9 protein-coding genes are annotated in these 11,930 nt (G+C 72.7%); 4 read left to right on the forward strand and 5 right to left on the reverse strand.

Annotated elements, in window-relative coordinates; all coding sequences use genetic code 11:
* Window positions 1–76: 76 nt before the first annotated feature.
* The 3 genes from ACIBNA_RS26590 to rsmH form a co-directional block, all read right to left on the reverse strand.
* Window positions 77–2,035, reverse strand: coding sequence for a peptidoglycan D,D-transpeptidase FtsI family protein (locus ACIBNA_RS26590; protein ID WP_399167629.1), 1,959 nt, complete (start codon window positions 2,033–2,035; stop codon window positions 77–79).
* A gap of 615 nt (window positions 2,036–2,650) precedes the next feature.
* Window positions 2,651–3,100, reverse strand: coding sequence for a septum formation initiator family protein (locus ACIBNA_RS26595; RefSeq protein ID WP_399167630.1), 450 nt, complete (start codon window positions 3,098–3,100; stop codon window positions 2,651–2,653).
* A gap of 31 nt (window positions 3,101–3,131) precedes the next feature.
* Window positions 3,132–4,088: a 16S rRNA (cytosine(1402)-N(4))-methyltransferase RsmH gene (rsmH, locus tag ACIBNA_RS26600; protein ID WP_399167631.1), complete on the reverse strand. Its 957-nt coding sequence runs from the start codon at window positions 4,086–4,088 to the stop codon at window positions 3,132–3,134.
* A 368-nt stretch (window positions 4,089–4,456) separates the two neighbouring features.
* Here rsmH and ACIBNA_RS26605 point away from each other — a divergent pair, with 368 nt between their 5' ends.
* From ACIBNA_RS26605 to ACIBNA_RS26620, 4 genes are all read left to right on the forward strand, one after another.
* A complete protein-coding gene (locus ACIBNA_RS26605) occupies window positions 4,457–5,014 on the forward strand; it encodes a beta-class carbonic anhydrase (protein ID WP_399167632.1) in 558 nt (185 codons plus the stop codon).
* A gap of 278 nt (window positions 5,015–5,292) precedes the next feature.
* Window positions 5,293–6,333, forward strand: a complete 1,041-nt coding sequence (locus tag ACIBNA_RS26610) for an AAA family ATPase (protein ID WP_399167633.1) — start codon at window positions 5,293–5,295, stop codon at window positions 6,331–6,333.
* Window positions 6,333–7,694: a DUF58 domain-containing protein gene (locus ACIBNA_RS26615; RefSeq protein WP_399167634.1), complete on the forward strand. Its 1,362-nt coding sequence runs from the start codon at window positions 6,333–6,335 to the stop codon at window positions 7,692–7,694. Before ACIBNA_RS26610 ends, ACIBNA_RS26615 begins: the two co-directional genes overlap by 1 nt.
* Complete coding sequence (locus ACIBNA_RS26620; protein ID WP_399167635.1) at window positions 7,694–10,087, forward strand: DUF3488 and DUF4129 domain-containing transglutaminase family protein; 2,394 nt, start codon at window positions 7,694–7,696, stop codon at window positions 10,085–10,087. The genes ACIBNA_RS26615 and ACIBNA_RS26620 overlap by 1 nt, the downstream gene beginning before the upstream one ends.
* Before the next feature lie 213 nt (window positions 10,088–10,300).
* On the opposite strand, the gene ACIBNA_RS26625 is transcribed toward ACIBNA_RS26620, so the two are convergent.
* Both ACIBNA_RS26625 and ACIBNA_RS26630 read right to left on the reverse strand, forming a co-directional pair.
* The gene (locus tag ACIBNA_RS26625; RefSeq protein WP_399167636.1) at window positions 10,301–10,702 is read right to left on the reverse strand and encodes a DUF3040 domain-containing protein; all 402 of its coding nucleotides are present in this window, start codon (window positions 10,700–10,702) and stop codon (window positions 10,301–10,303) included.
* Between the two features lie 279 nt (window positions 10,703–10,981).
* A complete protein-coding gene (locus ACIBNA_RS26630) occupies window positions 10,982–11,779 on the reverse strand; it encodes a methyltransferase (RefSeq protein WP_399167637.1) in 798 nt (265 codons plus the stop codon).
* Between the last annotated feature and the right edge of the window lie 151 nt (window positions 11,780–11,930).

Consider the following 11,930-nt stretch of genomic DNA (forward strand, 5'->3'; position numbering starts at 1 on the left):
GTTCCCCGGGTCCGGGGTGATCGTTGTCACGAGGTGGTTCCTGGTTGGTTCCGTGCCGACCGGCGCTTGCGGCCGGTCAGCGCTTGAAGGTGACCGGGAGCTTCGCCGGCTTGGCCCCGGTCGGCGGGACCTGGAGGGACTTCAGTGCGAACTCCATGACCTGCTTGTAGACGGGGCCGCAGATCTGGCCACCGAAGTAGTTGCCCTTGGTGGCGTTCTGGATGGCGCAGTAGACGGTGATGCGGGGCTTGTCCGCGGGCGCGAACCCGGCGAACGACGACGTGTAGCCCTTGTACTTGCCGGTGGCCGGATCCACGCGGTTGGCCGTGCCCGTCTTGCCCGCGACGCGGTATCCGGGGATGCGCGCCTTGGTGCCGGTGCCCTCCTCGTCGTCCACGACCGACTCCAGCATCTGGGCGAGGGTCTTCGCCGTCTTGGCGCTGACGACGCGGGTCTTCTCGGGCTTGGGGGCCGGGGTGAAGCGGCCGTCGGCGCCCTTGGTGCCGCGCACGAGCGTGGGTTCGACGCGGACGCCGCCGTTGGCGATGGTCGAGTACACCGACGCCGCCTGCATGGCGTTGATGGAGACGCCCTGGCCGAAAGGGATCGTGTACTGCTGCGAGGTCGACCACTTGTCGGGCGGGGCGAGGATGCCCGGGGTCTCGCCGGGGAAGCCGAGGCCGGTGTAGTGGCCGAGGCCGAACTTGCGCAGGTAGTCGTAGAGGACCTTGTTGGCCTGGGCCTGCGTCTTGCCGAGCTGGCCGGTGGCGAGGATGGTGCCGATGTTGCTGGACTTGGCGAGGACGCCGTTGAGCGTCAGGTACCAGGTCGGGTGGTTCACGTCGTCCTTGAAGAGCCGGTCCCCGCGGTGCAGCCGGTTCGGCACGACGACGTGGGTCATCGGGGTGGCGGCGCCCTCCTGGAGGACGGCCGCCATCGACATGACCTTGGCGGTGGAGCCGGGCTCGAAGGCGTCCTGGAGGGCCGCGTTGCCGAGGGCCGCCGAGTCGGCGTCGGACAGGTCGTTCGGGTCAAAGCCGGGTGAGTTGGCCATGGCCAGAACCTGTCCGGTACGGGTGTCCTGGACGATGACGTAGCCGCGGTCGGCCGCGGACTCCTTCACCTGGTCGCTGATGGCCTTCTGGGCGGCCCACTGGATGTCGCGGTCGATGGTGAGCTCGACGTCGCTGCCGGGCACGGCGGGGGTCTCGGTGGAACCCGCGGTGGGGACGAGCCGGCCGCCGGACTGGGCGTAGCGGATCTTGCCGTCCTTGCCGGCGAGCTGCTTGTTCAGCTGGAGCTCGATGCCGCCGCCGGGCTTGCCCTCGCCGTTGACCCAGCCCAGTATCCCGGCGGCGAGGTCGCCGCCCGGGTACACGCGCTTGCTGGTGGCGACGGAGAAGACGCCCGCGAGGACGTTGTGCGCGGACTTGTCCGTCTCCTCCTTCTTCGCGAGCGCGGACTTCAGGTCCTTGATCTGCTTCCAGACCTGCGGGGTCTGGCGAGAGGCCAGCTTGACGTAACGCAGCGCCTTGTTCTTCGGCCGCAGCTTCTTGACCAGGGCCTCCTGCTCCTGGCCCAGGATCGGCGCGAGCAGCGCGGCCGCCTGCTCGGGCCCGTCCCCGATCTTCAGCTGGTCGGGGGCGAACATCGTGGGGTCGGCCGTGATGTCGTAGGCGTCCTCACTGGTCGCGAGCGCCACACCGGACCGGTCGGTGATCTCCCCGCGGTCCGCGGCCAGCACCTGCCCGACGTACCTGTTCTGCTCGGCCTTGGCGGCGTACGTGCTCGCGTCGACGGCCTGCACCTGGAACAGCCGCACGACGAAGGCGATCAGCACCAGCGTCAGCGCGAGCCCGACCAGACGCAGCCGGGGGCGGGGGCTGCCCAGCCGGAGTGGCTTTGGCGCCGCCTGCCGGGCCGGGGCCGGGCGACGGGCCGGACGGGCACCGGGGCCGGGGCGACGCCGGGCGTTGGGGCGAGCGGGCCTGGCGGGACCGGGCACGCGGCGGCGCGGGGGTTCCCTGTCGGTCACTTCCGTCACCTGCCGGGGGTCGAGGTGGACTGTGGACTGGCGGACGCGGCGACGGCCGGACGCGGTCCGGGCACGCGGCACTGCGCCGACTGCCCGGCAGGCACCACCGCCACCCGGCCGAAAGCCCCGTCCGCCACGAAGCGAGAAGCGGAAGCCACGCCGAGGACCGGACGCACGCCGGGAGCAAGGGGGCAGGCGGGCCCGGGGAGGCCCGGTACACGGCGGCGCCGGGGTTCCCTGTCGGTCACTTCCGTCACCTGCCGGAGGTCGAGGTGGACTGTGGACTGGCGGACGCGGCGACGGCCGGACGGGGACGGTACCCGGCACCGCGGGCGGCGCTCGGCCACGGCCGAGACGACGACCACTCCGCCACCGCACGGCACGCGCCGCAGCGGCCACGGACCCCGGGGCCGGCAGCCCTGACGGGACCGGACACGCGGCAGCGCGGCCACTGCCCGGCAGGCACCACCGCCACCCGACCGAAAGCCCCGTCCACCGCGAAGCGAGGAGTGAGCGCCGCACCGAGGATCGGACGCACGCCGGGAGCAAGGGGGCCCGCGGGCCCGGCGAGGCCCGGTACCGGGCGGCGCGGGGGTTCCCTGTCGGTCACTTCCGTCACCTGCCGGAGGTCGAGGTGGGGCCGTTGGGCATGGCTTCGGGGGCCAGGACCAGGGGGGTGTGGGCGGAGGTCTGCCGGACGCCGGGGGCGGGACTGGGGACGCCCTTGACGGTGCCGTCGGGGGCGAGGAAGGCGGGGTCGCCGCCGGGGACCATGCCGAGTTCGCGGGCGCGGCGCTGGAGGGCCTCGGGAGCGGAGTAGGCGTCGATGTCCCGCTGGAGGGCCTGTTCCTCGTCGGTGAGGCTCTTGGTCTCGCGCTGGAGGTCGTCGAGCTTGAACGCGCCTTCGCTGAGGGCGGAGTTCAGCACGAGGAGACCGATGAGACCACCGCCGAGGAGGAGGACCACGAGGAGGACGAAGGGGGTGCGGGCCGCCTGCCCGGGGCCGGTCGGGAAGAGCCGCGCGAGACGTGCCGCCCTCCCCTTCAGTTCGGGTTTGCTGCTCACTCACGCTCCCTCGGTCCGGCCTGCACACGCCTCACTCGACGTCCTGCCTGATGCGCTGGGCGCCGCGCAGCCGCGCCGGTGCCGCCCGCCGGTTCTCGGCGATCTCCTCCTCGGTGGGGAGTTCGGCACCGCGCGTGAGCAGCTTGAGCCGCGGCTGGTAGCGCTCGGGCACGACGGGCAGCCCGGGCGGCGCCGTGGTGGCGGCACCCGCCGCGAACACCTGCTTGACCAGCCGGTCCTCCAGCGAGTGGTACGACAGCACCGCGATCCGCCCGCCCACGTCCAGCGCCTTCACGGCGGCCGGGATCGCCCGCTCCAGGACGGCGAGCTCGCCGTTGACCTCGATGCGCAGGGCCTGGAAGGTGCGCTTGGCCGGGTTGCCGCCGGTGCGCTTGGCGGCCTGCGGCAGCGCGTCCCGGATCAGCTCCACCAGCCGCGCGCTGGTGCTGAACGGCTCCTTCTCCCGCTCGCGCACGATCGCGGACACGATCCGCTTGGCCTGCTTCTCCTCGCCGTACGCCCTCAGGATGCGCACCAGCTCGCCCGGCGGGTACGTGTTGAGGACCTCGGCGGCGCTGAGCCCGGACGTCTGGTCCATGCGCATGTCGAGCGGGGCGTCCTGGGCGTAGGCGAAGCCGCGGTCGGCCTCGTCGAGTTGCATGGAGGAGACGCCGAGGTCGAACAACACGCCCTGCACGCGCGCGATGCCGAGCTTGTGCAGCACCTCGGGGAGCTCGTCGTACACGGCGTGGACGAGGGTGGCGCGCTCCCCGTAGGGCGCGAGGCGCTCGCCGGACAGGCGCAGGGCCTCCTTGTCACGGTCGAGGGCGACGAGACGGACCCCGGGGAACCTCTCCAGGAGCGCCTCGCTGTGGCCGCCGAGGCCGAGAGTGCAGTCGACGACCACCGGGTCCGGCCCCTCCAGGGCGGGGGCCAGCAGATCCAGGCACCGCTGGAGCATCACCGGGACGTGTCGACTCTGGCTCAAGGGGCCCTCTCAAGTCCGGCGCGCGGCCGTACGCACCGCCGGGTCCCCGCCCGCTCGTGAAGGGGAGGCCTGCCGGCGCCGGAAGCGTCAGCCGACCGGGAGCGGGAGGAGGCCGAGCCGTACGTACGCGCCGCGCACGTGGGGAGATCTCCGGTCGTCGCCGGGGTCTCCGGGGAAAAAGTCCAGCGGGGAGAGTCTCGCCTCCCGCTTCGCGTCACTTTAGTCCACCCTGTCTCCCGGTCAATCAACCGGCCTGCGCGTCGCGGTCGGCGGCACATCGCCCTTGTGGGTTACCTCACAGCCCCGCCTCGCTGACATTCTTTGTCCAGTCTCACAGGAGGCCTGGACCGGGTGTGACCAGTAACGTCATGGATATGACGACTTCTGCATCGGTTCCCACAGCCTCGGAGAGAGCCACAGCGGGCGACGGCACGGTCACCGACCGCCTCGTCGACGCCAACGCCCGGTACGCCGCCGAATTCACCGACCCGGGGATGGACGCCCGGCCCGTGCTGCACGTCGCCGTCGTGGCCTGCATGGACGCCCGCCTCGACCTGCACGCGGCACTCGGTCTCGAACTCGGTGACTGCCACACGATCCGCAACGCGGGCGGCGTCGTCACCGACGACGTGATCCGCTCCCTCACCATCAGCCAGCGCAAGCTGGGGACCCGCAGCGTCGTCCTCATCCACCACACCGGCTGTGGTCTGGAGAGCCTCACCGAGGACTTCCGCACCGAGCTGGAGGCCGAGGTCGGCCAGCGCCCGGCATGGGCGGTGGAGTCCTTCCGGGACGTCGACCAGGACGTACGGCAGTCGATGCAGCGCGTGCGCACCTCACCGTTCCTGCCGCACACCGACGACGTGCGGGGCTTCGTCTTCGACGTGAAGACCGGCCGGCTGCGGGAGATCGCCCCCGCCTCCTGACCAGGCGGCCCGCCCCGGACACAACCTGCTGCAGCTGTCGAAAGCCTGTCAGTCACGCGTTCGAATGGCCGTAAGACCGACATATCGCGGCCAGTTGTCCACAGTCGAGTGACACGAATCGGTAACGGCAGCAAGAATGCGGGAGTGGCGTCACGCGGAACCTTTCACGCGTGGTGTCCGTGGTTCGGGGTGGGCCGGCCCGCGTCTTGGGGCGTCGGCCCGGGAAAATGGGGTATCCCGTGCTCCCTGGGAGCAAGGGAAAGGCCGAGGAGGGCCGGGTGACGACCTATGACGATCGAGCGAGCCTCACTGATCTGACCGCCGTGGTGGAGCGCGTGCGGGAGTCGGTGGAAGGCGTGATCGAGGGCAAGCCCGAGGTCGTACGGCTCTCGCTGACCGTGCTGCTCGCCGAGGGACACCTGCTGATCGAGGACGTCCCGGGCGTCGGCAAGACGATGCTCGCCAAGGCACTGGCGCGGTCCATCGACTGCTCGGTGCGGCGCATCCAGTTCACGCCCGACCTGCTGCCCTCGGACATCACCGGTGTGTCCATCTGGGACCAGCAGCGCCGCGACTTCGAGTTCAAGCCGGGCGCGATCTTCGCGCAGGTCGTGATCGGCGACGAGATCAACCGCGCCTCGCCCAAGACGCAGTCCGCGCTCCTGGAGTCCATGGAGGAGCGCCAGGTCACCATCGACGGCAAGACCTACGAACTGCCCAGCCCCTTCATGGTGGTGGCGACGCAGAACCCGGTCGAGATGGAGGGCACCTACCCGCTGCCGGAGGCCCAGCGCGACCGCTTCATGGCCCGGGTCTCGGTCGGTTACCCGAGCGCCGAGGCCGAGCTTCAGATGCTGGACGTGCACGGCGGCGTCTCGCCGCTTGAGGACCTCCAGCCCGTGGCCCACGCGCACGAGATCCTCAAGCTGATCGAGGCGGTGCGCGGCGTCCACGTCGCCGAGCCGGTCCGGCGCTACGCGGTCGACCTGGTCGGCGCCACGCGCACGCACCCCGATCTGAGACTGGGCGCCTCCCCGCGCGCGACGCTGCACCTGCTGCGCGCGGCGAAGGCGTCCGCGGCCCTGAGCGGCCGGGAGTACGCGCTGCCGGACGACGTGCAGGCACTCGCCGTCGCCGTCCTGGCCCACCGTCTGCTGCCCACCGCCCAGGCCCAGCTCAACCGCCGCACCGCCGAGCAGGTCGTCGAGGAGATCCTCCAGCGCACCCCGGTGCCGTCGGCGCCGCAGCAGCAGAGCGGCCTCGGTGCTGTGGGCCGTGCGGCGCCCGCGTATCCCTCGCACCCGCCGCGGAGGCTGTGATGACCACCGCGGGGACGGGGCAGTCGGAGGCCGACCGGGGGGAGAAGGGCGGCATCCGCACCGCCCTGGCCGGTCTGACCACCCGCGGACGCTCCTTCCTGGCCGCCGGCGTCGCGGCCGCCGTCTGTTCGTATGTGCTCGGGCAGAGCGACCTGTTGCGCGTGGGTCTGCTGCTGGCGGTGCTGCCGCTGGTGTGCGCGACGGTGCTGTACCGCACGCGCTACCGGGTCGCGGGCAGCCGCCGCCTCTCCCCCGCGCGCGTGCCGGCCGGCGGTGAGGCCCGGGTCCATCTGCGGATGGACAACGTCTCGCGGCTGCCCACGGGCCTGCTGATGCTCCAGGACCGGGTGCCGTACGTGCTCGGTCCCCGGCCCCGTTTCGTGCTCGACCGGATGGAGGCGGGTGCCCGCCGCGAGGTGTCCTACCGGGTGCGCTCCGACCTGCGCGGCCGCTACCCGCTGGGCCCGCTCCAGCTGCGCCTGACCGACCCGTTCGGCATGTGCGAGCTGACCCGGTCCTTCTCCACGTACGACAACCTGACGGTGATCCCGCGCGTGGAGCCGCTGGCGCCGGTGCGGTTCAGCGGCGAGGCGAAGGGGTACGGCGACGGGCGGCAGCGTTCGCTCGCGCTGGCCGGCGAGGACGACGTGATCCCGCGCGGGTACCGCTACGGCGACGACCTGCGCCGGGTGCACTGGCGCTCCACCGCCCGCTACGGCGAGCTGATGGTGCGCCGTGAGGAGCAGCCGCAGCGCGCCCGCTGCACGGTGCTGCTCGACACCCGGGGCATCGCCTACCAGGGCGCGGGCCCGGACTCGGCCTTCGAGTGGGCCGTGGCGGGCGCCGCGTCCGTGCTGGTGCACATGCTCGAACGGGGCTTCTCGGTACGGCTGTTGACGGACACCGGCAACGCCGTGCCCGGCGAGGGCTCAGACGGCTTCGCGGGCGCGAGCCAGGGTTCGGCGGACGCGGCCGGGCTGATGATGGACACCCTCGCGGTGATCGACCACTCCGACGGCGCGGGTCTGTCCCGGGCCTACGACGTGCTGCGCGGCGGGAGCGAGGGGCTGCTGGTGGCCTTCCTCGGCGACCTGGACGAGGAGCAGGCGGCCGTGGCGTCCAGGATGCGGCAGCGCAGCTCAGGCGCGGTCGCCTTCGTGCTGGACAGCGACACCTGGGTGCGGGAACCGAGCGACGTGCCCGGTCCGTTGGACGGGAGCGGGGAGCGGCTGCGCATGCTGCGCGAGGCGGGCTGGACGGCCCTCGGGGTGCCGCAGGGTGCCTCCGTGGACGAGCTGTGGCGGCAGGCGGACCGGGAGCGCAGGGGGATGGCCGCCGCGGGCAGCGGGGAGGGACCGTGATGAGCGGGCGGGTACGACTGACGCTGGGCGCGTGGGCGGCCACGCTGATGGCCGCGTGCGCCCTGCTGCCCCTCGTCAAACCGGCGACCTGGATCGTGCAGGCGGCCTTCCTGCTGGCCGTGCAGGCGGGCGCGGGTGCCGCGGCCCGCAGGGTGCCGCTGGCGCGCCCGCTGACGGTGGCGGCCCAGGCCGTGGTCACGGTGCTGCTGCTGACGTTCGTGTTCGCCCGTGAGCAGGCCCTCGCCGGGCTGGTGCCCGGGCCGGACGCCCTCGACCGCTTCGCGCTCCTGCTCCGGCAGGGCGGGGACGACATCGCGCGGTACGCGATCCCGGCCCCCCTGGAGTCCGACGGCATCCGGCTGATGCTCATCGGCGGCGTCCTGATCATCGGGCTGCTGGTGGACACCCTCGCGGTGACCTTCCGCAGCGCCGCACCGGCCGGGCTGCCGCTGCTCGCGCTGTACTCGGTGGCCGCGGGGCTGTCCGACGGGGGCACGGACTGGCTGTGGTTCCTGGTCGCGGCGGCCGGCTATCTGATGCTGCTCCTGGCCGAGGGGCGGGACCGGCTCTCCCAGTGGGGCCGGGTGTTCGGCGGTGCCCCGCGCACGGCCGGAGGGGAACCGAGCGGCGCGGCCGCCCCGGTCCGCACCGGCCGGCGCATCGGCGTGGTCGCGCTGGGCATCGCCCTGGTGGTGCCGCTCGGCCTGCCCGCGATGAACGGCGGCCTGCTGGACTCCGTGGGCACGGGCGCGGGCGGCGGCACGGGCGGCGGCGGCACGATCTCCGCCGTGAACCCGCTGGTGTCGCTGCGCGACAACCTGAACGTGGACGAGGACCGGCAGGTCCTCTCCGTGAAGACCAAGATGGCCGACGTCTCGGACCTCTACCTGCGGATCGTGTCCCTGGACGACTTCGACGGCACCACCTGGAAGCCGTCCAGGCGGTCCATCACCGCCGTGCCCGACGGCACGTTCCCGACCCCGATCGGCCTCGGCCCCGACGTCAAACGCACGGAGGTCGACACCACGATCACGGCGGCCCGCTGGTACGCCCAGAACTGGCTGCCCATGCCGTACCCGCCGAGCGGCGTCACCATCCGGGGCAACTGGCGCTACGAGCCCCTGGGCATGACCCTGGTCGGCGACCACGGCCAGAACACACAAGGGCTGACGTACCAGGTCAAGAGCCTGGACGTGCAGCCGACGGCGGAACAACTGGCCTCGGCGGCGCCCCCGCCGGCGGCCATCGTGCGCGACTTCACCAAGCTGCCCGACTCGCTGCCGTCGGTGGTGGCCCGCACCGCCCGCCAGGTCACGGCGGGCGCCGCCGACCCCTACGACCAGGCGGTCAAGCTCCAGGACTGGTTCGCCGTGACCGGCGGCTTCGAGTACGACACCCAGGTGCAGGTCGGCAGCGGCTCGGAGGGGATCGTCCGCTTCCTGAAGGACAAGCAGGGCTTCTGCGTGCACTTCTCCTTCGCGATGGCGGCGATGGCCCGCTCCCTGGGCATACCGGCCCGGGTGGCGGTGGGCTTCGCGCCCGGTTCCCCGCAGGCGGACGGCTCGGTGTCGGTGGGACTGCGGGACGCGCACGCCTGGCCCGAGCTGTACTTCGAGGGCGTGGGCTGGACCCGCTTCGAGCCGACTCCCAACCGTGGCTCGTTGCCGCCGTACACCCTGCCGGAGAGCCCCGGCAGCTCGGTGCCGGACGTGGCGCGCCCGTCCCAGACGACGTCCGTCGCGCCGTCCCCGACGCCCTCGGCGAGCGACAGCTGCACGCCGGAGCAGAAGAAGCTGGACGGGGGGTGCGCGAGCGAGTCCCCGCAGGCGGTGCTGCCCACCGGCGACGACGGCCCGAAGTGGTACGTGATCCTGGCCTGGGTCCTGGCCGGGCTCGCCGTCCTGGCGCTCCCGCTGGCACCGATGCTGTGGCGCCTGCGGACCCGCGCGGTACGGCTGGGGGCGCACGGCCGCAGTGATGCGGACGCGGCGCCGCACACGCTGGCCGTCTGGCAGGAGCTGACCGACACGGCCTGGGACTTCGGCATCGCGCCGGATGAGTCACAGACGCCGCGCAAGGCGGCCGCTCGCATCGTCCGGCTGGGCTCCCTCGACGCGACGGCCGCGGCCTCGGTGCACCGGGTGGCGAACGCGGTGGAGCAGGTCCTGTACGCACCGCAACCCCGCCCGACGGCGGGCCTCACGGAGGACGTCCGCCGTGCGGCAGCGGGCCTGAGCGCCCAGGTCGGCCGCGGGACCAGGCTCCGTGCGGTCCTGGTCCCACGCTCCACCGTGCGCGTGGTGTGGGCGGCGTCGGCCTGGTGGTCGGGCGTGCGGGAACGTGCCCTGGCGCTGCGGCCGACGTGGCGGAAGACATCGGGGCAGCAGGGCTGACGGGAGCGGGCGACTCGGGCCGGCCGGGGTTGTGCCCCCGGCCGGCCGCGCTGTGTCTGCCTGGAGTCGGTCGGCGATGCCCCGGGCGGGTACGGCGCCGGGCTGGGCGAGGAGCCAGTCGCGCCTGGTACGCATGCGTCAGGGGGTGACCACCCACTGGGTGGTCACCCCCTGATTCATGTCTTCACGTGTCCTGGAGAGCCGCGCTCCGGGCTATTGGCCGCCCTGCTCGTCGCGGCGCTTCTGCCAGCGCTGCTCGATGCGGTCCATCATGGAGCGCCGCTGCCGGCCCTGACGGCGGGCGGCCGGCTGTCCGCCGGCCCCGGCCGCCTGTTCACCCGGCTTGGGGGCCTTGCGCCAGCCGGTCACGGCGAGCACCGCACAGCCCAACATGACGAGGAAGCCCACGACGCTGAGCCAGACCTGTTTGGCGACCATACCGGCCATGAGGAGCGCAATACCTACGAGGAAGCCCGCGACCGCCTGGTAGACCCGTCGCCGGGTGTACGTACGCAGCCCGCTTCCCTCGAGCGCCGTCGCGAACTTGGGATCTTCGGCGTACAGCGCTCGCTCCATCTGCTCGAGCATGCGCTGCTCGTGCTCCGAGAGCGGCACGGAGTCCTCCTCATCGTGCAGTCGCCGGGGCGACCCGGGGGGTCTCTTCAGGATAGGCAGGGAATCGCCCCCGTGAAACCCGCCCCTCTGCGCCAATTGGCCAACCGGAACCCGCCATGGACGTCCCGGCTCGCTGAGGCCTACATTCCCCGGCGGCCGACCCGTCATGCCGGAACGGTCTCCCTCGATCATACGGCGCCAAGCCCCCGTTCGGGGGGCCTGTGGCGTACTCCATGCACAGCCCAGGCGCTGATCAGCGGCGGTACCTCAGGAAGCGGCTCAGGCCTCGATCGACCCATCGGTCTCGATTGCCTCACCGGTCCCAAGGGTCTCACCCAGCACGTGAAGCTGTGTGGCCACCGAGTGGAAGGCGGGAAGCTCGGCGGCGGCCTCCTCCAGCTTCAGCAGCTCCTCCAGGGCGCCGGGCTCGGTGTCGACGAGGACGCCGGGCACGAGGTCGGCGAAGACCCGCACGCCGTGCACGGCGCCGACACGCAGGCCCGCGCCCTCGACCAGTCCCGTGAGCTGGTCGGCGGTGAAGCGGCGCGGGACGGGGTCACCCATGCCCCATCGCCCGTTCGGGTCGTCGAGCGCCTGCCGGGCCTCCTTGAAGTGACCGGCGAGGGCGCGGGCCAGCACGGCACCGCCGAGACCGGCGGCGAGCAGGCTGAGCACGCCCTCCGAGCGCAGGGCGGCCACCGCGTTGCGGACGCCCTCGGCCGGGTCGTCCACGTACTCCAGGACGCCGTGGCACAGCACCACGTCGTAGCCACCGCGCTCGGCCACGTCGAAGAGGCCGTGGGCGTCGCCCTGCACGCCCTCCACCCGGTCGGCGACTCCTGCCTCGGCGGCGCGGCGCTCCAGGGCGAACAGCGCGTTGGGGCTGGGGTCGACGACGGTGACCCGGTGGCCGAGACGGGCGACGGGCACCGCGAACTTGCCGCTGCCGCCCCCGGTGTCGAGGACGTCCAGCGACTCCCGACCCGTGGCCTTGACCCGGCGGTCCAGGGCGTCCTTGAGGACCTCCCAGACCACGGCGGTACGGAGTGAGGCGCGGGGGCGCATCGGGTCCGACACGGCAGTTGACTCCTCGGCGCGGCACCGCCTCTTGCACGGCGGAGCGAACGGGGTGCCTTCCCCGGCCCCGGCGACGGGGAGGGAAGACTTCAGGCGTCCCCCACCCTATTGCCTCCGGGAGAGCAGCCGGGATTGCCCGGTCCCCTCATCC

Source organism: Streptomyces sp. NPDC050164 (assembly GCF_044459945.1).
Classification (GTDB): domain Bacteria; phylum Actinomycetota; class Actinomycetes; order Streptomycetales; family Streptomycetaceae; genus Streptomyces; species Streptomyces coeruleorubidus_A.